The organism is Salinarimonas sp., assembly GCF_040111675.1.
GTDB lineage: Bacteria > Pseudomonadota > Alphaproteobacteria > Rhizobiales > Beijerinckiaceae > Salinarimonas.
Genome location: NZ_CP157794.1, coordinates 1607066 through 1628136, shown reverse-complemented (window position 1 = coordinate 1628136; position 21071 = coordinate 1607066). Strand labels below are relative to the sequence as shown.

General features: G+C 69.7%; 20 protein-coding genes. 3 read left to right on the top strand and 17 right to left on the bottom strand.

The annotated features are described in order from the left end of the window. Positions 1-9: 9 nt before the first annotated feature. The 11 genes from phnE (ABL310_RS07565) to ABL310_RS07515 all read right to left on the bottom strand — a co-directional run bounded on the left by phnE (ABL310_RS07565) (position 10) and on the right by ABL310_RS07515 (position 11689). The gene (gene phnE / locus ABL310_RS07565; RefSeq protein ID WP_349371075.1) at positions 10-867 is read right to left on the bottom strand and encodes a phosphonate ABC transporter, permease protein PhnE; all 858 of its coding nucleotides are present in this window, start codon (positions 865-867) and stop codon (positions 10-12) included. Next, positions 864-1799 carry a phosphonate ABC transporter, permease protein PhnE gene (phnE, locus tag ABL310_RS07560; protein WP_349371074.1) on the bottom strand — a complete coding sequence of 312 codons (936 nt, stop codon included), beginning with the start codon at positions 1797-1799 and terminating at the stop codon, positions 864-866. The genes phnE (ABL310_RS07565) and phnE (ABL310_RS07560) overlap by 4 nt, the downstream gene beginning before the upstream one ends. Before the next feature lie 3 nt (positions 1800-1802). After that, on the bottom strand, positions 1803-2612 hold the full coding sequence (gene phnC / locus ABL310_RS07555) for a phosphonate ABC transporter ATP-binding protein (RefSeq protein ID WP_349371073.1): 810 nt from the start codon (positions 2610-2612) through the stop codon (positions 1803-1805). A gap of 106 nt (positions 2613-2718) precedes the next feature. Continuing rightward, entirely contained in the window at positions 2719-3645 is a 927-nt protein-coding gene (gene phnD, locus ABL310_RS07550) for a phosphonate ABC transporter substrate-binding protein (protein WP_349371072.1), read from the bottom strand. A 315-nt stretch (positions 3646-3960) separates the two neighbouring features. Continuing rightward, positions 3961-5199, bottom strand: coding sequence for a Zn-dependent hydrolase (locus ABL310_RS07545; RefSeq protein ID WP_349371071.1), 1239 nt, complete (start codon positions 5197-5199; stop codon positions 3961-3963). A gap of 21 nt (positions 5200-5220) precedes the next feature. Beyond that, positions 5221-5796 carry a septation protein IspZ gene (locus ABL310_RS07540; protein ID WP_349371070.1) on the bottom strand — a complete coding sequence of 192 codons (576 nt, stop codon included), beginning with the start codon at positions 5794-5796 and terminating at the stop codon, positions 5221-5223. A 310-nt stretch (positions 5797-6106) separates the two neighbouring features. Further along, positions 6107-7567, bottom strand: coding sequence for a dihydropyrimidinase (gene hydA / locus ABL310_RS07535; RefSeq protein WP_349371069.1), 1461 nt, complete (start codon positions 7565-7567; stop codon positions 6107-6109). A gap of 79 nt (positions 7568-7646) precedes the next feature. Then, the gene (locus ABL310_RS07530; RefSeq protein WP_349371068.1) at positions 7647-8660 is read right to left on the bottom strand and encodes an ABC transporter substrate-binding protein; all 1014 of its coding nucleotides are present in this window, start codon (positions 8658-8660) and stop codon (positions 7647-7649) included. Positions 8661-8696: 36 nt separating this feature from the next. Beyond that, on the bottom strand, positions 8697-9680 hold the full coding sequence (locus ABL310_RS07525) for an ABC transporter permease (RefSeq protein ID WP_374730379.1): 984 nt from the start codon (positions 9678-9680) through the stop codon (positions 8697-8699). Then, positions 9677-10618 carry an ABC transporter permease gene (locus ABL310_RS07520; RefSeq protein WP_374730378.1) on the bottom strand — a complete coding sequence of 314 codons (942 nt, stop codon included), beginning with the start codon at positions 10616-10618 and terminating at the stop codon, positions 9677-9679. Before ABL310_RS07520 ends, ABL310_RS07525 begins: the two co-directional genes overlap by 4 nt. Before the next feature lie 228 nt (positions 10619-10846). Beyond that, a complete protein-coding gene (locus ABL310_RS07515) occupies positions 10847-11689 on the bottom strand; it encodes an ABC transporter ATP-binding protein (RefSeq protein WP_349371067.1) in 843 nt (280 codons plus the stop codon). 278 nt (positions 11690-11967) lie between these two features. On the opposite strand from ABL310_RS07515, the gene rutR reads away from it, so the two are divergent. Next, positions 11968-12636 carry an HTH-type transcriptional regulator RutR gene (gene rutR, locus ABL310_RS07510; RefSeq protein WP_374730401.1) on the top strand — a complete coding sequence of 223 codons (669 nt, stop codon included), beginning with the start codon at positions 11968-11970 and terminating at the stop codon, positions 12634-12636. Between the two features lie 20 nt (positions 12637-12656). Here the strand turns inward: rutR and preA are convergent, their stop codons facing one another. The 5 genes from preA to ABL310_RS07485 all read right to left on the bottom strand — a co-directional run bounded on the left by preA (position 12657) and on the right by ABL310_RS07485 (position 18870). Next, positions 12657-13997 carry an NAD-dependent dihydropyrimidine dehydrogenase subunit PreA gene (preA, locus tag ABL310_RS07505; RefSeq protein ID WP_349371065.1) on the bottom strand — a complete coding sequence of 447 codons (1341 nt, stop codon included), beginning with the start codon at positions 13995-13997 and terminating at the stop codon, positions 12657-12659. A gap of 14 nt (positions 13998-14011) precedes the next feature. Continuing rightward, the gene (locus ABL310_RS07500) at positions 14012-15370 is read right to left on the bottom strand and encodes an NAD(P)-dependent oxidoreductase (protein ID WP_349371064.1); all 1359 of its coding nucleotides are present in this window, start codon (positions 15368-15370) and stop codon (positions 14012-14014) included. A gap of 200 nt (positions 15371-15570) precedes the next feature. Further along, on the bottom strand, positions 15571-16284 hold the full coding sequence (locus tag ABL310_RS07495) for a hypothetical protein (protein ID WP_349371063.1): 714 nt from the start codon (positions 16282-16284) through the stop codon (positions 15571-15573). A gap of 454 nt (positions 16285-16738) precedes the next feature. Further along, a complete protein-coding gene (locus ABL310_RS07490; RefSeq protein WP_349372013.1) occupies positions 16739-17638 on the bottom strand; it encodes a histone deacetylase in 900 nt (299 codons plus the stop codon). A gap of 5 nt (positions 17639-17643) precedes the next feature. Next, positions 17644-18870 (bottom strand): cytochrome P450, encoded by a 1227-nt coding sequence (locus tag ABL310_RS07485; protein ID WP_349371062.1) that lies wholly within the window; start codon positions 18868-18870, stop codon positions 17644-17646. A gap of 339 nt (positions 18871-19209) precedes the next feature. Between ABL310_RS07485 and ABL310_RS07480 the strand changes: the two genes are divergently transcribed. Next, complete coding sequence (locus ABL310_RS07480; RefSeq protein ID WP_349371061.1) at positions 19210-19680, top strand: transposase; 471 nt, start codon at positions 19210-19212, stop codon at positions 19678-19680. Positions 19681-19682: 2 nt separating this feature from the next. After that, a complete protein-coding gene (locus ABL310_RS07475) occupies positions 19683-19889 on the top strand; it encodes a hypothetical protein (RefSeq protein ID WP_349371060.1) in 207 nt (68 codons plus the stop codon). 10 nt (positions 19890-19899) lie between these two features. Here the strand turns inward: ABL310_RS07475 and ABL310_RS07470 are convergent, their stop codons facing one another. After that, complete coding sequence (locus ABL310_RS07470) at positions 19900-21057, bottom strand: M20 family metallopeptidase (RefSeq protein ID WP_349371059.1); 1158 nt, start codon at positions 21055-21057, stop codon at positions 19900-19902. Between the last annotated feature and the right edge of the window lie 14 nt (positions 21058-21071).

The window sequence follows — 21071 nt, the reverse complement described above, 5'->3', positions numbered from 1 at the left end:
TCGGCGCGTTCAATGCCCGCGCTCTCCGATGAAGCGCTTGCGAATCCTCGCGGAGATCCAGTCGATCACGGCGATGACGACGAGGACGTTGAGCACCACGAAGGCCACCTGATCGAACAGGCCGGCGCGGAAGCGCTCGATGATGACCATGCCGACGCCGCCCGCCCCGACGAGGCCGAGGATCGTGGCGGACCGCGTGCTCGACTCGAAGGAGTAGAGCGAGAGCGAGATGAAGACCGGCAGGATCTGCGGCAGGATGCCGTAACGGATGGTGCGCGCGCCGTCGGCGCCGGTGGCGCGCACGCCCTCCACCTGCTTGCGGTCGATGTTCTCGATCGCCTCCGAATAGAGCTTGGCCAGCGTGCCGGTATCCGAGACGAAGATGGCGAGGACGCCCGCGAGCGGGCCGAGACCCACCGCGCGCACGAAGACGAGGCCCCAGATCACCTGGTCGACGCCGCGCAGCACGTCGAGGAAACGGCGCGTCGCCTGCCGCGGCAGCCACAGCGGCATCGTGTTGCGCGCCGCCGCGAAGGCGATGACCAGGGCGAGGATCGTCGCGAGCAGCGTGCCCAGGAAGGCCATCGCGATGGTCTGGGCGATGCCGACGTAGATCTGCTCGTACATCCAGGTGTCCATGTCCTGCCAGACGAACATGCGCGTGATCATGCGCACGGCGTTCTCGGAGGACGCGAACAGCTTGTAGAACTCGAACAACCACAGCGAGTAGAGCAGATAGCCGAGGATCACGGCCCACGAGCCGATCACGAGGGCCCGGCGCAGGGGATCGCCGAAGGCCTTCGGGTTCGCGGCGCGCGCCGCCTCGATCTCGGCGGGGCCGATCGCGGCGAGGGTGAACGTCCTCATTTCAGGTTCTCCCGCCCGATGAAGGCGTGGCGCACGCGCTCGGAGATCAGGTCGATGCAGGTCACGGTGAGCACCACCAGGATCAGCACGGCCATGACCCGGTCGTCCGAGTAGAAGCTGATCGTGTGGTTGAGCTCGGCCCCGATGCCGCCCGCGCCGACGAAGCCGACGATGGAGGAGGCGCGCACGTTGATCTCGAAGCGTAGCAGCGTATAGGAGGCGAAGTTCGGCAGGACTTGCGGGACGATGCCGTAGCGAACTTCCTCGAACCAGGACCCGCCCACCGAGCGGATGCCGTCGACCGGACGCATCGAGGCGTTCTCGGCGACCTCGGCGAAGAGCTTGCCCAGCGCGCCCGCGGTGTGGATCGCGATGGCGATGACGCCGGCGAGGGGGCCGATGCCGACGGCGAAGACGAGGACGAGGGCGTAGAGGATCTCCGGCACGCCGCGGCAGACCTCGAGCGTCCGCCGGCAGAGCACGCCGACCCAGCCCTTCGGCGCGAGATTGCGCGCGGCGGCGAAGCACAGTGCGAAGGCGGCGGCGGCGCCGAGGATCGTCGCCGTCATCGCCATCAGGATCGTCTCGAAGATGAGCCGGACGTACTTGGCGAAGTCGGAATACCAGAACGTCAGCGAGCCCGGCACCGCGCGCCCGTCCTCGCCCCGGGGCAGGAAGAGCTTGTCCCATTCGAGGCTCGGCAGGACCGTGCCGAAATACTCGAAGATCCGGGGGACGCCCTGCGCCAGCCGCTCCGGGAAGAAGCGCGAGACGTCGATCGACCAGGCGAGCATCGCCAGGAAGAGGCCGAGGAAGAGGAGGTTCGTCCACATCTTCTGGCGGATGAGCGCCTTGCGATGGGTCTCGAACAGGGCGACGGCGTCGGGCGCCTCCGGACCGGCCGCCGAGGAGGTGAGCGCATGGGCGGTCATGGCTCAGACCGCCGCCGCCGCAGGCGCCGGATGGCCGCCGAGCGAGGTGGAGGTGAGGCCTTCCTGGAAGGCGTCGCCGGCCTCGGCGCCGTAGATCTCGCGCGCGGCCGCGTCGGTGAGCTCGTGCGCGGCGCCGTCGAAGACGACGCGCCCGGCCTGCATGCCGATGATGCGGTCGCAATAAGCGCGCGCGGTGTCGAGGGTGTGGAGATTGCACACGACGGTCAGCCCGTCCTCGACGTTGATCGCCCGCAGCGCGTCCATGACCACCTTGGCGTTGAGCGGGTCGAGCGAGGCGATGGGCTCGTCGGCGAGCAGGATCTCGGGCTCCTGGACGAGCGCGCGGGCGATGGCGACGCGCTGCATCTGGCCGCCGGAGAGGGTGTCCGTCTGCTGGAGCGCCGTATGCGCCATGCCGAGACGGTCGAGGGCGCGGATGGCGAAGGCGCGCTCCTGCGCGGAGAAGAGCTGCAGCATCGAGGACACGAAGCCGTGCTCGTGCAGGCGCCCGGTCATGACGTTGGTGATCACGTTGAGCCGGCCGACGAGGTTGAACTGCTGGAACACCATGGCGCAGTCCGAGCGCCACTTGCGCAGCTCCGCGCCCTTCAGCTTGGCGACGTCGACGCCGCGGTAGATCAGCTCGCCGCCCGAGGGGTCGTTGAGACGGTTGATCATGCGCAGCAGCGTCGACTTGCCCGCGCCGGAGCGCCCGATCACGCCCACCATCTGCCCCTTGGGGATCGTCAGCGTGACCGAGTCGACGGCGACGGTGTCGTTGAAGCGCTTGGTGAGCTGCTTGAATTCCAGCATGAGGTCCTCGCGAGGTGTCGGGCGGCCGGCAGGGCGCAGCGAGCGCCGCGCCACGCAAAACGGACCCTCGCCCGGGGCGAGGGTCCGTCGCGATCTGGTCCGCGGTTCAGCGCGAGCCTTCCATCTCGGCCTTGCGCATGGTCACGACGCCCTCGTAGAAGGCGTGGTCGACCGGCTTCCAGCCCGCGCCGTCGCCGAAGGAGACGTTGACGTAGCACTCGGCATCGATCTCGCGCTGGTTGCCGAAATACTCGACCACGATCTCGCGAACCTCGGCCGGCACGTCCTTGCGGAGCACGATCGGGCCGTTCGGGATCAGGTTCGATTCCCAGATGATGCGCAGGTCGGCCATGTCGAGGAGGCCGTTGTCCATCATGCGGCGCAGGTTGCCGCGGGTGTAGCCCTCGGACGGCTCGCCGACGCCGGACACCCAGGTCACGCCGCCGTCGTACTGGCCGTTGAGCACGGCGACCACCGCCTGCTCGTGACCGCCGCCGAAGCCGGTCGTCGAGAAGTAGTCGTCGGCGATGCCCTGCTGGCCGAGCTCGAAGCGCGGCACCAGGTAGCCCGAGGTCGAGTTCGGATCGGCGTAGGCGAGCGAGCGGCCCTGCATGCCCTCGAGCGACTCGATGCCGGAATCGGTGCGCACGTACATGACCGACTTGTAGCCGAGCGAGCCGTCGGCCTCGGCGTTCACGAAGATCGGCTCCACCGCCTCGGGATCCTGCAGGTAGATGCCGGCGTAGCCGGAGGCGCCGAGAAAGGACATCTCGAGCTGGTCGGCGAGCAGGCCCTGCATGACGCCCGCATAGTCCGGCGCCGGGAAGAGCTCGACCGGGACGCCGAGACGCGAGCCCAGCGCCTCGATCAGGCATTCGTTGTTGCGCAGGCGATCGGCCTCGTTCTCGCCGCCGAGCAGGCCGATGCGGAACACGGGGAGCTCGGACGTCCAGTCCTGAGCGGCGGCGGGCCCGGCGATCGCGGCGACGAGCGCGGCGGCGGCGGTCATGCCGAGAAGGGAGGTGCGGAACATGGAGGCGATCTCCGATCCTGGGTGCGTGGAGAAACGCGCGCGATTGCACGCGACGGTCTCGCTCTAGAGCCGGCGCGTAACAGTTTTTTGACGGCTTTTACTAAGTCGGCTAGCGTTATCGCTGCACGATTACTTCTCAGCGCCGGAGAATACCAGCATAGCGCGCATCCGCATCGCACGTGCGCCCGCCCATGGCGAACGGAGCGCGGCCGAGCCGCCGCGCGGGCGGCGAGCACCGGCCGCCGACGATCGGCCGCGGATCGACGCGGCCGATGGCCGCGCCCGGTCGGGCCCGTCCCGGGTCGCCCCGCCTCCTCAGGCGAAGCGGCTGTCGTATTCCAGGAGCGCGTTGAGCAGCACCTGCGCTCCCGCGGCGCACTCGTCGAACGAGGTCGATTCCGCCTCGTTGTGCGAGAGCCCGCCCTCGCAGGGGACGAACACCATGGTGGTCGGCGCAACGCGGGCGGTGTAGGCGGCGTCGTGCCCGGCGCCCGAGATGATGTCGCGATGCGAGAAGCCCGCCTTCTCCGCACCGTTGCGCACGGCGGCGATCAGGTCCGGGTCGAACTTCACGGGCGGAGAGTCCCACACCTTCTTGCGTTCGGCCTCGAGCCCGATGGCGCCGGCGATCTCGTCGATGACGGCGTAGAGCTTCGCCTCCATCTGCGCGAGGACGGCGTCCTCCGGATGGCGGAAGTCCACCGTGAAGAAGACCTGGCCCGGGATGACGTTGCGCGAGTTCGGCGTGACCTCGAGCAGGCCCACCGTGCCGACCGCGTGCGGCGCGTGCTCGTGAGCGATGGCGTCGATTCGGTCGACGAGGCGGGCGGCGCCGACGAGGGCGTTCTTGCGCAGCCGCATCGGCGTCGAGCCGGTATGCGCCTCGCGGCCGGTGAGCGTCACCTCGTACCAGCGCATGCCCTGCACGCCCTGCACGACGCCGATGGTCTTGCCCTCGGCCTCCAGGATCGGCCCCTGCTCGATATGGAGCTCGAGCATGGCGGAGAACGTCACCTCGCCGGGCTTCTTCGTGCCGCGATAGCCGATGGCGTCGATGGCCTCCTTGAAGGTGACGCCCTGGCGGTCCTCGCGACTGTCGGCGAAGGCGGTGTCGAAGACGCCGGCATAGACGCCCGAGCCCAGCATGGCGGGCGCGAAGCGCGAGCCCTCCTCGTTCGTCCAGTTGACCAGCATCAGCGGCGCATTGGTCTCGTAGCCCAGCGCGTGGAGCGTGCGCATCACCTCGAGCCCGCCCAGCACGCCGAGCACGCCGTCGAACTTGCCGCCGGTGGGCTGGGTGTCGAGATGCGAGCCGATGGCGATCGGCGCGACGTCGGAGCGCTTACCGGGGCGGGTGGCGAACATGTTGCCCACCTCGTCGACCACGACCGTGCAGCCGAGGCTCTCGCACTCGGCCTTGAACCAGTCGCGGATCTCGCGGTCGAGATCGGTGAGCGTGAGCCGCTTGATGCCGCCCTTTGCGGTCCCGCCCACCTTGGCGGTCTCCATCAGGGTGTCCCAGAGGCGCTGGGCGTCGATGGTGAGGTTCTGCATTGGTCTTCTCCAACCCCGTGTTCAATTCTCGAGTTCAGCGGATCTCACGACCGCGTCGCCCGCTGTCCGCTCGTCCCAGTAACGATGCGCCACGATCGAGGTGACGATGAAGAAGAGCCCGATCCACGCGACATCCGACACTCCGTTGTAGATCGCCCACGTACGATCCGAATAATTCCGCCACACGATTTCGTTCGCCGCGGCCCTCGCGACGGAAAGCCCGATCCAGGCGCCATGAAGGGTGCGCCATCCGTGCTTCGTCATGTGGATGCCGTAGCCGAGCGTGCGGCGCAGCAGGCTGGGCCGCAGAAGCATCCCGAAAGCGATGATGGCCGCGAATGCGAGCGAGCCGACGGTGTTGCTGACCTTGACGTAGGTCGTGTCGTCCAGGACGAGGCCGATCGAGAGCAGGACGATCGTCAGCGCGAAGATGGAGATCGCCATCAAGGGCAGGGTTCGGTCCCACCGCCACCGCAGCAGGATGGCGAGCCCCGTCGCCACGGCCGCGAACCCCGCACCCACGAATATGCCCCCGACCATATGCCCGACGAGGAAGGCCGGGCCCGGGATCAGCTCCACCACCAGTCGCTTGTCCATGCCGGCAGTACCCTGTCGAAGCGGGAATTCTCCTTCCCCTGCATGGGTTCTCCTTCCCTGTAGGGGAAGGTGGCCCGACGCGAAGCGGCGGGACGGATGGGGCACGCCGAAGGCGTGTTCCGCGAAGCGGAAATCGGGGGCTCCCGACCTGCGCCGTTGCGGCCCGTCCCCGGCTTCGGCTTCGCCGAACGCGTCGCTCCGCTCCGCGCCCCATCCGTCTCGGCTACGCCGAGCCACCTTCCCCTACAGGGAAGGACGAGGATCCGGCGGTCGCCGCGCGTCTCGACGAGCCGCCGTGCAGAGGCGCGCGTTACGGCACCACCGTCCCGTGCTCGCGCACGATCGGGCGCGGCGCGGTGAGCGCCTTGAAGGTGGCGAGCGCGGTCGCCGGCGCGGGGAAGGGCTTCCTCGGGATGAAGGTCCCCCAGCCGCGATCGGCGATGACCTGGCCGTTCTCCGCCGCGAGCCGGCCGCGCAGGAACACCTTGGCCGGCAGGCCCGTCACCTCCATGCCCTCGAAGACGTTGTAGTCGATCCGCGAGACCTGGGACGCGGCCGAGATCGTCTTCGTCGCCTCCGGGTCCCAGATCACGATGTCCGCGTCCGCGCCCTTGCGGATCGCGCCCTTGCGGGGATAGCAATTGAGGATCCGGGCCGAGTTCGCCGAGGTCGCGGCCACGAACTCGCTCGGCGTGAGGAGCCCCGTGCGCACGCCGTGCGTCCACAGCACCGGCATGCGGTCCTGAAGGCCGCCGGTGCCGTTGGGGATCTTGCGGAAGTCGTCGACGCCCATGAGCTTCTGCTCGGTGGTGAAGGCGCAATGGTCGGTCGCGACCACCTGCAGCGAGCCGGCCTGGAGCCCGTGCCAGAGGTTCTCCTGGTGCTTCTTCGGCCGGAAGGGCGGGGACATCACGCGGCGCGCGGCGTAGACCCAATCGGTGTTGTGGTAGTCGGTCTCGTCGAGCGTCAGGTGCTGGATCAGCGGCTCGCCGTAGACGCGCTTGCCGGCGGCGCGGGCGCGGGCGATGGCCTCGTGCGCCTCCTTGCACGACACGTGCACGATGTAGAGCTGGCAGCCGGCCATGTCGGCGATCATGATCGCGCGGTTGGCCGCCTCGCCCTCGACCTCGGGCGGGCGCGAATAGGCGTGGAACTCGGGACCGCTCATGCCGCGGCCCATGTAGTCCTCCTGCAATTGCGCGACGACCTCGCCGTTCTCGGCGTGGACCATCGCCATGGCGCCGAGATCGGCGCAGCGCTTGAAGGAGTGGAAGAGCACGTCGTCCTCCACCATCAGCGCGCCCTTGTACGCCATGAAATGCTTGAAGGTGTTGACGCCGCACTCGTTCACGATGACGGCCATGTCGTCGAAGATCTCTTCGGTCCAGTCCGTCACGGCGAGGTGGTAGGAATAGTCCGCCGCCGCCTTCTCGGACTTCGCCCGCCAGTCCCGATAGGCCTCGGTCATGCGCTGGCCGGGGCCCGGGATGCAGAAGTCGACGATCATGGTCGTGCCGCCGGCGAGCGCGGCCTTGGTGCCCCACTCGAAGTCGTCGGCCGAGACCGTGCCCATGAAGTGGAACTCCATGTGCGTGTGCGGGTCGAGACCGCCCGGCATGACGTAGGCGCCGGTGGCGTCGATCACCTCGGCGCCCGCCGGGACCTCGAGGTCCGGCCCGACCGCGACGATGGTCTCCCCTTCGACGAGCACGTCGGCGCGCTCGGCGATGTCCGCGTTGACGACGGTTCCGCCCTTGATCACGAAGGCCATGGCGCCCTCCCCTCGCATTGTCCGTTTCGTTCGGTGGCGGGACCGGCCGGCGACGCGGCCGGCCCCTGGTGTCGCAGCCTCAGAGGCCCGCCTCGTCGACGATCACGTGCGTCCAGGCGCCCTCGGGGGCCTCGGAGATGACCGGGCTGTCGCCGCCCGACGAGAGCAGCGTCTCGACGGTGCGCTCGTAGTCGGCCGGGTCGAGACGGCCCGCGCCCTCGCCGGTGTCGAGGAGCTTGGCGATCTCGCCCATCATCCGGACCTGGTGCTCCTCGGTCTGGGCGCCGGTGGCGTCGTTCTCGAGCACGATCATGGCCGCCTCTTCCGGGTTCTCGCGGGCGTACTCCCAGCCCTTCATCGAGGCGCGGACGAAGCGGGCCATGGCGTCGACGAATTCCGGATCCTCGAGCCGGTTCTCGTCGACGTAGAGGCCGTCCTCCAGCGTGGCGACGCCCTGGTCCGAATAGGGGAAGACGACGAGCTGCTCGGGCGTGAAGCCCGCGTCGATGACCTGCCAGTATTCGTTGTAGGTCATGGTCGAGACGCAGTCCGCCTGGCCCTGGATCAGCGGGTCGACGTTGAAGCCCTGGCGCAGCACGGTGACGCCGCCGTCGGATCCGTCGGTGGCGAGGCCGAGCCGCGACATCCAGGCGAGGAACGGATACTCGTTGCCGGCGAACCAGACGCCGAGCGTCTTGCCCGGGAAGTCCTCCGGGCTCTCGATGCCGGTGTCCTCGCGGCAGGTCAGCATCATGCCCGAGAGCTCGAAGGGCTGGGCGATGTTGACGAGCGGCACGCCGCGCTCGCGGGCGGCGAGCGCCGCCGGCATCCACTCGACGATCACGTCGGCGCCGCCGCCGGCGATCAGCTGCGGGGGCGCGATGTCCGGGCCGCCCGGGTTGATCGTGACGTCGAGGTTCTCCTCCTCGTAGAAGCCCTTGTCCTTGGCCACGTAATAGCCCGCGAACTGGGCCTGGGTGACCCATTTCAGCTGGAGCGTGATGTCGGTCATGTCCTGCGCCTGCGCGCCGGCGCCCATCCCGACGAGAAGCCCGAGCCCCACGGCCCCTGAGAGTACCGTCTTCTTCAGCATGTTCCTCTCTCCCTCACTGCCGTCGCCGCACCCCTCTTATTTGCGGATCGACGGATGCCAGAAGGTCGCGGCGCGCTCGATCAGCGCGACGAGACCGTAGAAGGCGGAACCGGCGATCGCGGCGAGCGCGATCACGGCCCAGACCATGTCGAGGCCGAGGCGCGCCGCCTCGGCCGAGATGCGAAAGCCCATGCCCACGATGGGCGTGCCGAAGAACTCGGCCACGATCGCGCCGATGAGGGCGAGGGTCGAGTTGATCTTCAGCGCGTTGAAGACGAAGGGCAACGCCGCCGGGAGCCGCAGCTTCACCAGCGTCTCCCAGTAGCCCGCCGCGTAGGAGCGCATCAGGTCGCGCTCCATTCGGGACGCCTCCTCCAGGCCGGCGACGACGTTCACCAGCATGGGGAAGAAGGTCATCACCACGACGACCGCGGCCTTGGACTGCCAGTCGAAGCCGAACCACATCACCATGATCGGCGCGATGCCGATGATGGGGAGCGCGGCGACGAAGTTGCCGACGGGCAGCAGCCCGCGCCGCAGGAACGGCACGCGGTCGGCGAGGATCGCCACCGCGAAGCCCGACAGGCAGCCGATGGCGTAGCCGGCGAGCACGCCCTTGAGGAAGGTCTGCCGGAAATCCGCCCAGAGCAGGTCGCTCGAGGCGAGGAAGCGCTCGAAGATGGCCGACGGCGGCGGCATCAGAGCCGGCGGCACGCCGAAGCCGACGACGATCACCTCCCACAGGAAGAACAGGAAGGCGCCGAACAGGAGCGGCGTGAGGAGGTCGACCGCGGCCTTCCCCGTCTTGGAGCGCGTCTTCAGGCCGGCGAGCCCGGAGACGGAGAGCGTCGCCGCCGCCCAGAGCGCGATCACCAGCGCCCAGAAGCCGCCGCCCGCCTCGCCCGCGACGTCGGGCTGATGTACCAGCCCGAGCGCGTAGACGCAGCCGACCCAGGTCAGCGCGATCAGCCAGGCGACCCTGGCCGGGCTCGCGAGGCGGCGGGCCAGGAACCCGCTCACGGCCGGCCTCCCATGGCGCGCATCACCGCCTTCTCGAGGAGGCCCACCGCGACGACGAGGAGCGCCGCGCAGGCGGCCGCGACGACGAGGGCCGACCAGATCTGGATCGTCTGCCCGTAATAGGAGCCCGCCAGCAGCCGCGCGCCGAGCCCCGCCTGCGCGCCGGTCGGCAGCTCGGCGACGATGGCGCCGACGAGCGAGATCGCGATCGCGACCTTGAGAGAGGCGAAGAGGTAGGGCAGCGAGGCCGGCAGGCGCAGCTTCCAGAAGATCTCCCAGCCCGACGCCGAATAGGTGCGCATCAGGTCCCTCTGGATGCGGTCGGGCGCCTCCAGCCCCTTCACCATCCCGATGGTGACCGGGAAGAAGCAGAGATAGGACGAGATGATCGCCTTCGGGATCAGCCCGCGCAGGCCGATCGAGCCCAGCACCACCACGATGATCGGCGCGATGGCGAGGATCGGCACGGTCTGCGAGGAGATCACCCAGGGCATCAGGCTCTTCTCGAGGGTCTTCAGGTGGACGATCCCCACGGCGAGCAGGACGCCGAGCGCCGAGCCCATCAGGAAGCCCACCAGCGTCGCCGAGATGGTCTCGGTGGCGTGGTAGACGAGGCTGCGCCGCGAGGTGGGCGCGGTGTCGAGGATGGTCTTGTCGAGCTCGACCAGGATCTGGTGCGGCGCGGGCAGCATCGGCCGGTCCTCGGCCATGGTCTGCCAGAAGACCGTGCTCGCGGTCGCCTCCTGGCCCATGCGGGCGAAGCGCTCGGAGACGCCCTGCCAGTTCATCCAGATCGCGGCGACGTACCAGATCGCCATGATGACGGCGACGACGACGAGGACGGGGCCGAGATTGCCGCGCCAGAGCTTGCCGAGAAGGCCGGGACGGGCCGCGCCGACGAGGGGGACGGTGGTGGAGGAGCTGGTTCCGGCGGTCATGGGCGCCCTCCCCCGTCATCCCGGATTGCGAAGCAAGTCCGGGACCCAGAACCACAGGTCTTCGGAGAGCGGCGCGCGAGCGCCGCGGCGGGGATGGCTTCCGGCAAGGTCCGTGGACGCGCGCGCTGCCGCGCACGCTGAGAGACACACCTGCGGTTCTGGGCCCCGGGCCCGCTTCGCGACCCGGGGTGACAACCCCCGTCATCCCGGACGGCCGCGCGCACCCCCTCAATCATCGTACGAATGCCCCGCACGGAGCCCCTCGCGGACGCGGTGGGCGATCTTCAGGAATTCGGGCGTCTCGCGGATGTCGAGGGGGCGGTCCGGGCCGAGATCGCAGTCGATGACGTCGATGATCCGGCCGGGACGCGGCGACATCACCACGATCTTGGTGGAGAGGAACACCGCCTCCGGGATCGAGTGCGTGACGAAGACGACCGTCTTCCTGGTCTTCGCCCAGAGCTGGAGGAGCTGCTCGTTCAGGTGGTCGCGCACGATCTCGTCCAGCGCGCCGAAGGGCTCGTCCATCAGCAGCAGCTGCGGGTCGAAGGAGAGCGCGCGGGCGATGGAGGCGCGCTGCTGCATGCCGCCGGAGAGCTGCCAGGGATATTTCTTCTCGAAGCCCGCGAGATTGACGAGCTCGAGCATCTCGGCGACCCGCGCCCGCCGCTCCGCCTTGGAGAGCCCGAAGATCTCGAGCGGGAGCTCGACGTTGCGGCCGACCGTGCGCCAGGGATAGAGCGCCGGCGCCTGGAAGACGAAGCCGTAGGCGCGCTTCAGGCGGGCTTCCTCCGGCGTCATGCCGTTGACCCCGATCGAGCCGCCGGTGGCGCGCTCCAGATCGGCGATGACGCGCAGCAGCGTGGTCTTGCCGCAGCCGGAGGGGCCGATGAAGGAGACGAACTCGCCTTCCGCGACCTGGAGGTCGACGTCGGAGAGCGCGTAGACCGGCCCGTCCGCGGTCTGGAAGGTCAGCGAGAGCCCCCGGACGTCGATCACCGGCGCATCGCCCGCCGCCGCGGATGCGGGAGCACCCTCGCCGACGCCGATCGGTGCGGCGGACCCAGCCATGTACTCCTCCAGACGCATGTCGTTCCCGTACCCCCTCAGCTTCGTCCGCACGCGCCGACGGCGCAAGAGCCCGATCCGCTCCGTTCACGCCTCGTCCCCGGCAAGACCCGTGCCGCGCGCGTCAGCGCGGATCGCGGACGCGAGGCCGGCTGCCCCTGCCCATCCCTTCGGCATCCCGCCCCACGCCGCGGCAAAGAAACCACACGAGAAGCGTGGCCATCGGCGCTTGCCTCGCGCCGCATCCCGGCCATACGGTCGCGGCAAGCTGGGAGGACGGCATGGACGAGGCGATCCGCGTGGGCGAGCAGGAGACGACGACGTCGCGCAACGGCCTGCGCACCCGGGCGGGCGAGGCCAACGAGGAGCGCATTCTCGACGCGGCGCTCGACGCCTTCGCGAGCCGCGGCTACCACGGCGCCCGCATCGACGCGATCGCAGCGGCGGCAGGGCTTTCCAAGCCGAACCTCCTCTACTACTTCAAGACCAAGGACGCGCTCTATCTCGCGGTCCTCCGCCGCACGCTCGAGCTCTGGCTCGAGCCCCTGCGCGAGCTCGACGAGGGGCGCGACCCGCGCGCGGCGCTCGCCGCCTACGTCGCCCGCAAGCTCGCCTATTCCCGCGACATGCCCGCCGCCTCCAAGCTGTTCGCCCTCGAGATCCTGCAGGGGGCGCCGCTGCTGGGACGCGTGCTCGACGGCCCGCTGAAGGCGCTCGTCGACGACAAGGTCGCGATCCTCGAGCGCTGGATCGCCGCCGGGCGGCTCGCCCCGGTCGATCCGCACACGCTCATCTTCGCGATCTGGGCGACGACGCAGCATTACGCCGACTTCTCCTCGCAGGTCGCGGCCGTGACGGGCCGCACGCTGGCGGACGAGGCCTTCTTCGCGGAGACGCGCGAGGGGCTCGTGCGTCTCCTGCTCGACGGGGCGATGCCGCGCGGGACGTGAGCCCCGCGCGGGCGCCGGGTTCACTCCGCCGGCTCGAGCGCGGCGTCGGTGTCGTAGGCTACCGGCTTCTCCGCCATCGGGTTGTTGGGGTGCTGCGTCCAGTTCCGGTACGAGCCGTCGACGACGCGGCCGGTGCGCTTGTCGACCTGGTTCTCCAGCGGCACCATGGTGATGCAGTTCTCCACCGGGCAGACGACGGCGCAGAGATTGCAGCCGACGCATTCCTCCTCGATCACCTCGAACTTGCGCACGCCCTCGACCATGTTGGTGATCGCCTGGTGCGAGGTGTCCTCGCAGGCGATGTGGCAGCGCCCGCACTTGATGCAGGCGTCCTGGTCGATCTGGGCCTTCACCGCGTAGTCGAGGTTCAGGTACTGCCAGTCGGTGACGTTGGGCACGGCGCGGCCGACGAAGTCCGACACGCGGGAATAACCCTTGGCGTCCATCCAGTCGGACAGGCCCGACTTCATCTCCTCGACGATCTTGAAGCCGTAGACCATCGCCGCCGTGCAGACCTGCACGGTGCCGGCGCCGAGCGCCATGAACTCGGCGGCGTCCTTCCAGGTCTCGATGCCGCCGATGCCGGAGATCGGCATGCCGCGGGTCTCGGCGTTGCGGGCGATCTCGCCGACCATGTTGAGCGCGATCGGCTTCACCGCCGGCCCGCACATGCCGCCGTGCGTGCCCTTGCCGTCGGTGTGCGGCCAGGGGGACATGGCATCGAGGTCGACATGCATGATGGAGTTGACGGTGTTGATCAGCGACACCGCGTCCGCCCCGCCGCGCTTGGCCGCCTGGGCGGGGCCGAGCACGTTGGTGACGTTGGGCGTGAGCTTCACGATCACCGGCATGCGCGTGTGCTGCTTGCACCAGCGCGCGACCATCTCGACGTATTCCGGGACCTGCCCCACCGCCGAGCCCATGCCGCGCTCGGACATGCCGTGCGGGCAGCCGAAATTGAGCTCGACGCCGTCGGCCTCGGTCTCCTCGACGCGCTTCAGGATGGCCTTCCAGCTCTCCTCGGTGCACGGCACCATCAGCGAGACCACCATGGCGCGGTCGGGCCACTTGCGCTTGACCTCCTTGATCTCGCGCAGGTTCACCTCGAGCGGGCGGTCGGTGATCAGCTCGATGTTGTTGAAGCCGATCACGCGCCGGTCCGGCCCGTGGATCGCGCCGTAGCGCGGGCCGGACACGTTGACGATCGGCGGGTCCTCGCCGAGCGTCTTCCAGACGACGCCGCCCCAGCCGGCGCGGAAGGCGCGCTCGACGTTGTAGGCCTTGTCGGTTGGCGGCGCGGAGGCGAGCCAGAAGGGGTTGGGCGCCTTGATGCCGCAGAAATCGACGGACAGGTCTGCCATGGTCTCGTCCTCCCTCACTCTGCCGCGAGCGGCATGCGGGCGGCGAGCGCCCGGTGGATGGAGAGGGCGGCCTGCTTGCCGTCCTCCACCGCGACGACGGTGAGGTCCTTGCCGCGGGTGCAGTCGCCGCCGGCCCAGACCTTGGGCAGCGAGGTGCGGCACTCGGCGTCGACCTTGATCTTCGGGCCGTCCATCTCGATGACGGCGCTCTCGTCGGCGACGTCGGTCGGCAGGAAGACCTGGCCGATCGCCTTGAACAGCTGGTCGGCGGGGAGCTCGAAGGTCTCGCCGGTGTCGACGAGCGCGCCGCCCTCCAGCGCGGTGCGCATGAACAGGACGGAGGCGAGGACGCCCCCCTCCCCCTGCACCGCATAGGGCCGTGCGAAGTGCCGGATGACGACGCCGTTCGTGAGCGCCACCTCCTGCTCGTAGCGCGAGGCCGGCATGGCGTCCGCGCCGCGGCGATAGACGAGGGTGACCTCCTCCGCGCCGAGCTTCTTCGCCTGCACGGCGGCGTCGATCGCCGTCATGCCGCCGCCGACCACGATCACCTTGCGGCCGATGGGCAGAGCGGAGAGGTCCGGCGCCTGGCGCAGGCGCTCGATGAAGGCGACGGCGTCCTCGATGTTGGAAAGCCCGCTCTCGTCGACGCCGAGCGCGTTCACCGCCTGGAGGCCTAGGCCGAGGAAGACCGCATCGTATTCCGCCGCGAGGCCCGAAAGCGTGACGTCGCGCCCCAGACGCCTGCCGTGATGGACGGTGATGCCGCCGACCTCGAGGAGGTACTCCACCTCGCGCTGGGCGAAGCCGTCGGTCGTCTTGTAGGCGGCGATGCCGTGCTCGTTGAGGCCGCCGGCCTTCTCCCGCGCCTCGAACACGTCGACCGAATGACCCAGCGTCGCGAGCTTGTGGGCGCAGGAGAGGCCCGCAGGCCCCGCGCCGACGACCGCGACCCGCGCGCCCGTCGCCGGACCCTGGCGATAGAGCTGGCGGCCCGCGGAGAACAGCGCGTCGGTGGCGTAGCGCTGGAGGCGCCCGATCTCGACGGGCTTGCCCTCGTCCATGCGCACGCAAGCTTCCTCGCAGAGGGTCTCCGTCGGGCAGACGCGGGCGCACATGCCGCCGAAGATATTGGCGTCGAGGATCGTCTTGGCCGCCCCTTGCGGGTTCTCCGTCATGATCTGGCGGATGAACATCGGGATGTCGATGCCCGTCGGGCAGGCCTGGATGCAGGGCGCGTCGTAGCAGAACAGGCAGCGCTCGGAGGCGACGCGCGCCTCGTTCCGGTCGAGCGCCGGATGGAGATCGGCAAAGCCCGCCTCGATCTCCCCGGCCGGGATCCGCCCGGCCCCGATGTCAGGATGCGTGCTCATGGATGAGCCTCCCCGAGCCGCGCGGATACTCGACGCACGGTCTCGCTCGCGATCAATCGGACACGTTCACCCTCGGCCGGTCTCTTTTGGACCGACTCTAGTTTTGACCATGTGATCAAATGCCGAGGCGGCTGTCAATTTGGAGGCAGGGTGAAAAGGAAGGCAGGGGGTGGTCAGGGGATGGGCAGCCCCCCCCTCGCTCACTCCTTGAACACGATCACCCCGTCCGGCGGCGGCGCGGCGGGGCCTGCGACGGGTGCGGGGGTCGGCGCGACGTCGTCGGCGCAGGCGTCGAGCGCGCCGACGGGCAGCGTATCGAGGGTGGCGATCTCGGGCTCGAGCGCCGCGAGCGCGCGCTCGGGGCCGACGGCGTCACGCTGGGGGGCCTCGACGGCGAGGCGCTCGAGCGCGAATCGGTAGCGCTCGGCGCGCTCGCGGGCCTCGGCGCGGATCCAGGCGATCAGGCACCGGTTCTCGGCGACCCGCAGCGCCGCCTCCTCCGCCTGGCGCTCCTCCAGATGCCGCACGTAGAGCAGGAACTGCAGCCGCGCCCGGTCCGCCTCCAGCACCCGCTCGGCCATCGTCCGCAAAGGCGCGATCAGCACACGATCCTGCTCCGCGTCCTGGGCGATGCGCCGGAACAGCGGCGCGGGCGACGTCCCGCGCGAGAAGCGCAGCGCGTCCCAATAGCCGCGGCGGGCCTGGAACGAGAGCGAGGTGGGGATGATGCGGTGGCGGGCGAGATCGGCGAGCACGCGCTCGATCACCTGCCACTCGTGCGCCGGCATCAGGAATCGGTAGGCGCGCGTCCGCAATTCGCGCTCGTCGTCGGTGAGGATCGACCAGGAGGCGGGCTGCCCGTAGATCTCCGCCGTGGCGCGGCCGGCGAAGGGAAGCACGCGGTCGCCGATCACGGAGGGCGCGGGCCGGCCGAAATCGCCGCGCGGCGCGCAGGCGGAAAGCGCCGCGAGAGCGGCCAGGGCGAGGCTAGCGGCGACGGCGGCGCCGCGGCGTGTCCGGCGCGTGGGCGCCCTCGCTGTCCGGCGCGCGGCGTTCATACATCACCCCGGTGAAGAGCAGGATCTCTCCGCGCGGCGCGTCCTCGGGCGGCGCGGGGCGCGGCCTCGTGCCTGCGTAGTCCGCAAGCCGCACGATCGTGGACCGTACGGCGTCTGCGCGCGGCGGTCCCCGCCGGGTGATGCGCGTCTCGCCCATGGTCTTGAACCCCGTCATCCGCCCGCCGACGCATCGGCGGCGTCGGCGATCTTCAATGCGTATGGTTAACGCTTGGTTTCCGGCACGCGAGCGGGATTGTTCTTACGGGAGATGCCGAATCCGGCTTACTTCCAAGTCCTGGATTCCGGCCCCTCACACACCCCGTTCCGCCATCGCGCGAAACACCAGCGCGTGGCGCTTTCCGATCGCCTCGGAATCCTCGCCGTAGCCGCCGCCGATCACCGCGACGAGGGGGATTCCGCGCCGCCGCGCCTCGGCGACGACGAAGCGGTCGCGCCGCCACAGGCCCTCGTCGGAGAGGGCGAGGCGCCCGAGCCTGTCCTCGCGGTGGGGGTCGACGCCGGCATTGTAGAACACGATGTCGGGGGCGACCCGGTCCATCATGTCGGGCACGTGCGCCGCGATCTCCTGCAGATAGGCGTCGTCCTCGAGCGCGTCGGGGAGGCCGACGTCGCGATCGCTCGCGATCTTGCGCACGGGATAGTTCTTCTCGGCGTGGATCGAGAGCGTGACGAGGTCGGGCTCGTCGCGCAGGATGTCGGCCGTGCCGTCGCCCTGGTGGACGTCGAGGTCGACGACGAGCGCGCGGCGGATCGCGCCCTCGCGATGAAGCGCCAGCGCCGCGACGGCCACGTCGTTGAAGACGCAGAACCCCGCCCCGCCGGCCCGCTGGGCGTGGTGGCTGCCGCCCGCGGTGGAGCCCGAGAGGCCGTGCTCCAAGGCCAGCCGCGCCGCGAGGAGCGTGCCGCCGATCGAGGCCCGCGCGCGCCGGGCGACGCCCGCGTCGATAGGCAGCCCGATGCGCCGCTCGATCGCCGCCGGCACGGTCTGGGTGAAGACCTGCTCGACGTAGGCCGGATCGTGCGCGAGCCCGATCGTCCCGGCGTCGGCCGGCTCGGGCCCGACGAAGCCGTCCGGCACGATCCCCTCCGCCTCGAGCGCGCGGCGCAGCGCGCCGTACTTGCCCATGGGAAAGCGATGGCGCGCGGGCAACGGCGCCTCGTAATGCTGATGCGAGACGAGGGGCGGCAGCCGCTTCACGTCGTCACCATCAGCCGCTCGAGCCCGTGGAAGTGATAGGCGTCGCGGTAGACCGGCGGTTCGGCGAGGCGCAGCGACGGGCAGCGCGCGAACAGGATCGGCAGCGCCACCTGCATCTCCAGCCGCGCCAGCGGCGCGCCGATGCAGAAATGGATGCCGGCGCCGAACGCGGTGTGCTGCGGGCTCTCGCGGGCCGGGTCGAAGCGGTCCGGATCCGGATTGACGCGCGGGTCGCGGCCGGTCGCGCCGAGCACGAGGCCGATCCTGTCGCCCTTCCTGAGGGAGACGCCGCTCTCCTCCAGGTCCTCCAGCACCCAGCGCGTGAAGACGTGGAGCGGCGGGTCGTAGCGCAGGCATTCCTCCACCGCGTTCTCCGTCGCGGCGTCGTCGGCGAACATCGAAGCCGGGTCCGCGCCGGTCTCGAGGATGGTCTTCACGGCGTTGCCGGTGGCGTGGACGGTGGCCTCGTGTCCGGCGTTGAGGAGCAGGATCGCGGTGGAGACGAGCTCGTCCTCCGAGAGCCGGTCGCCCTTCTCCTCGGCCGCGATCAGGACGGAGAGGAGATCGTCTCCCGGCGCGCCGCGGCGCGCGGCGACCGTCTCGCGGATGAACCGGGCGAAGTCGCGGGCGGCGGCGTTCGCGTCCTCCTCCACCGCGCGCGTGCGGCCGAAGGCGTACATCGCGACCATCCGGTGCGACCAGTCGAGCAGCTGCGGGGCGGTCTCCTCCGGCACGCCGAGCATGCGGGCGATGACGCGCACGGGGATCGGCGTCGCGTAGGCGTCCAGCAGGTCGAAGGGCTCACCTTCGGGAAAGGCGTCGATGAGCGCGTGCGCGAGCGCGGCGATGGCCGGGCGCAGCCGCTCGACCTGGCGCGAGACGAAGGCGCGGTTGACGAGCGTGCGCAGGCGCGTATGCGCGGGCGGCTCGCGCTCCAGCATGGAATGGGCGTCGATCGCGTCGAAATCACGGGTATGGGCCGCCGGCTCGGGGAGCCCGAGCTCCTCGCGGGTGGCGACGTGCAGGATCTCGCGGCCGAAGCGGCGGTCCCGCAGCAGGCGGTTCACGTCCGCATTTGCGACGAAAAACCAAGATCCGTATTGCTCCCAATAAAAAACCGGCGCCTTCGCATGAAGCCGGGCGTAGGTCCGGTACGGGTCCTGGTTGAAGCTCGGGTCGCGTGGATCGAGCGACAGGCGGCGGCGGGAGGGAACGAGCGGCATGAGCCCGATATCGACCGCGGCGCCGCGCCCGGCAAGGGCTTTCTCGCACAACGGCTTTGCGTCTCGCACCGTCGCGACGTCGACGCCCCACCGCAATGGTCGCCCTCGGACAGAGAACACCATTTTAAGGAGCTTAACTCGTAGAGGAGCGGGACACATAAGTAAGAAAAATGGATCAGCTTGCTAACTTTGTTATAAATCCATGGCAAGACTTGTAACCTCTAAAACTCTTTGCTAGAGTTCAGGCGTCGTTTAAGCACAAAGGCAACAAACAATCTGTTCGATAACGGGGGCGCAACTCTACGGACTGTTTTCCTGAGCTCTGTGGGGGAGTAGCGCATGTACGCCTTGAACGAGCCGGCCTTCCGCAACGAGGAGGAGGCATACCGCTTCGTCGAAGCGCGCGTTTGGCCGGACGGACCGGTCTGCCCGCATTGCGGCCGCGGCGATCGTATCGGGCGCTTGATGGGCAAGGATCCCAAGCCCGGCGCCTATAAGTGCTACGCGTGCCGCAAGCCGTTCAACGTGAAGCTCGGCACGATGCTCGAGTCGACGCACGTGCCGCTGCATCTGTGGCTTCAGGCGCTTTTTCTTCTCCATGCGGCGGAGACGCCCGTGAGCGTCAATCGCCTGCATCAGATCCTGGGCGTCTCCAGCCGCACGAGCTGGCTGATGTCGCAACGCTTCCGCGATCGGCTCGCCACCGCCGAGGCGGAGGCGCAGTGCGACGAGGACGCACGGATGCGGCCGCGGCCGCAGCATCCCTACCGCGACGCCGCCACCTTCGGCGGCTGGGCCGCCGGAGGTTGACGATGACAGACAGGCCGCGCCGCAAATGGGCCGAGATCCAGGTCGACCTCTTCATGGACGCCGCGCGCCGTCAGGCCGGGGACGCCTCGGGCGACCGCTTCGAGACGTTGTTCCGCAAGCTCGTGCCGCCGATCACGGCGACGAGCCCCCAGCGGATCGGACGCGCGCCCCGGCCGAACGGCCCGCGGTCCGACTCCGAGGACGCATGAGCGCCTTTCCTCACACGGTCTCCAGCAGCCGTACGATCAGCTGAGCCCGCGGCGCCAGCGACGAGACGAGACCGTATTCGTCGAGCGTGTGTGCGCCGTCGCCATCGATCCCGAGCCCGTCCAGCGTGGCGATTCCGAGACCTGCGGTGAAGTTGCCGTCGGAGCCCCCTCCGGTCCGCGAGGTCTCGACCAGCTCGAAGCCGATCTCCGCGGCGAGACCCGCCGCCGTCTCGAACAAGGAGGCGACCTCGCGCGTGCGCTCGAAGGGCGGGCGGTTCATGCCGCCCGTGACGTCGACGCGGAAATCGGGCTTGTGCGGCGCGAGGCCGAGGATCTTCGCCGCGAATTCCTCGCCGTCTGCCGCGGTCTCGACGCGCAGGTCGACGCCGAAGCGGCAATGCTGCGGGATCGTGTTCATCGCGGTCCCGCCCTTGATCATGCCGACCGTGGTCGTCACGCCGCGGGAATAGTCCGTCATCGCCTCGATCGCCGCGATCTGGCGCGCCGCCTCGTAGATGGCGTTGCGGCCGTCGGGGTGGCGCGAGCCGGAATGAGCGGGGCGCCCCTCCACGTGCACGTCGAAGCGGCCGACGCCCTTGCGGCAAGTGACGATCTTGCCGCCGTCGCGGGCGGGCTCGGTGACGTAGACGGCCTTCGCCTCGCGACCGAGATGCTCGATCAGCGCTCGCGTGGTGGGCGAGCCGATCTCCTCGTCCGGCGTGAACAGGTAGACCATCGGCCGCTTGGCCGTGCCCCGGCGCGCCACCTCGAGGAAGGCCTGGAGCGCGAGATAGGCGCCGCCCTTCATGTCGTAGACGCCGGGCCCGTAGAGCCGATCGCCCTCGACCCGCACCGGCAGGCCGTCCGCCGACGTGCCGATCGGGTGGACCGTGTCGAGATGGGACAGGACGAGGGCGGACGGCTCGTTCGTGGTCGGGCCGGCGCGCAGGATCACCGAGCCGCCGAGCCCGTCGCGGCCAGGAATGCGCTCGACGGCGACCGGCGCATCGCCGAGACCGTCCACCATCAGGTCCATCATGGCGTCGACCGCGGCGGCGGTGTCGGTCGGGCTCTCGCAGCGCGCCCAGGCGCAGACGTCGTCGACCATGCGCGAGACGCGCGCGTCGGAGGAAAAGGCGGCGGCGGCGGAGTTCGTGGGGATCGGCATCGGGTCCGTTCGGG

Coding starts and splice junctions, on each gene's coding strand:
- phnE (WP_349371075.1), bottom strand. CDS start 867: ATGAGGACGTTCACCCTCGCCGCGATCGGCCCCGCCGAGATCGAGGCG.
- phnE (WP_349371074.1), bottom strand. CDS start 1,799: ATGACCGCCCATGCGCTCACCTCCTCGGCGGCCGGTCCGGAGGCGCCC.
- phnC (WP_349371073.1), bottom strand. CDS start 2,612: ATGCTGGAATTCAAGCAGCTCACCAAGCGCTTCAACGACACCGTCGCC.
- phnD (WP_349371072.1), bottom strand. CDS start 3,645: ATGTTCCGCACCTCCCTTCTCGGCATGACCGCCGCCGCCGCGCTCGTC.
- ABL310_RS07545 (WP_349371071.1), bottom strand. CDS start 5,199: ATGCAGAACCTCACCATCGACGCCCAGCGCCTCTGGGACACCCTGATG.
- ABL310_RS07540 (WP_349371070.1), bottom strand. CDS start 5,796: ATGGACAAGCGACTGGTGGTGGAGCTGATCCCGGGCCCGGCCTTCCTC.
- hydA (WP_349371069.1), bottom strand. CDS start 7,567: ATGGCCTTCGTGATCAAGGGCGGAACCGTCGTCAACGCGGACATCGCC.
- ABL310_RS07530 (WP_349371068.1), bottom strand. CDS start 8,660: ATGCTGAAGAAGACGGTACTCTCAGGGGCCGTGGGGCTCGGGCTTCTC.
- ABL310_RS07520 (WP_374730378.1), bottom strand. CDS start 10,618: ATGACCGCCGGAACCAGCTCCTCCACCACCGTCCCCCTCGTCGGCGCG.
- ABL310_RS07515 (WP_349371067.1), bottom strand. CDS start 11,689: ATGGCTGGGTCCGCCGCACCGATCGGCGTCGGCGAGGGTGCTCCCGCA.
- rutR (WP_374730401.1), top strand. CDS start 11,968: ATGGACGAGGCGATCCGCGTGGGCGAGCAGGAGACGACGACGTCGCGC.
- preA (WP_349371065.1), bottom strand. CDS start 13,997: ATGGCAGACCTGTCCGTCGATTTCTGCGGCATCAAGGCGCCCAACCCC.
- ABL310_RS07500 (WP_349371064.1), bottom strand. CDS start 15,370: ATGAGCACGCATCCTGACATCGGGGCCGGGCGGATCCCGGCCGGGGAG.
- ABL310_RS07485 (WP_349371062.1), bottom strand. CDS start 18,870: ATGCCGCTCGTTCCCTCCCGCCGCCGCCTGTCGCTCGATCCACGCGAC.
- ABL310_RS07480 (WP_349371061.1), top strand. CDS start 19,210: ATGTACGCCTTGAACGAGCCGGCCTTCCGCAACGAGGAGGAGGCATAC.
- ABL310_RS07475 (WP_349371060.1), top strand. CDS start 19,683: ATGACAGACAGGCCGCGCCGCAAATGGGCCGAGATCCAGGTCGACCTC.
- ABL310_RS07470 (WP_349371059.1), bottom strand. CDS start 21,057: ATGCCGATCCCCACGAACTCCGCCGCCGCCGCCTTTTCCTCCGACGCG.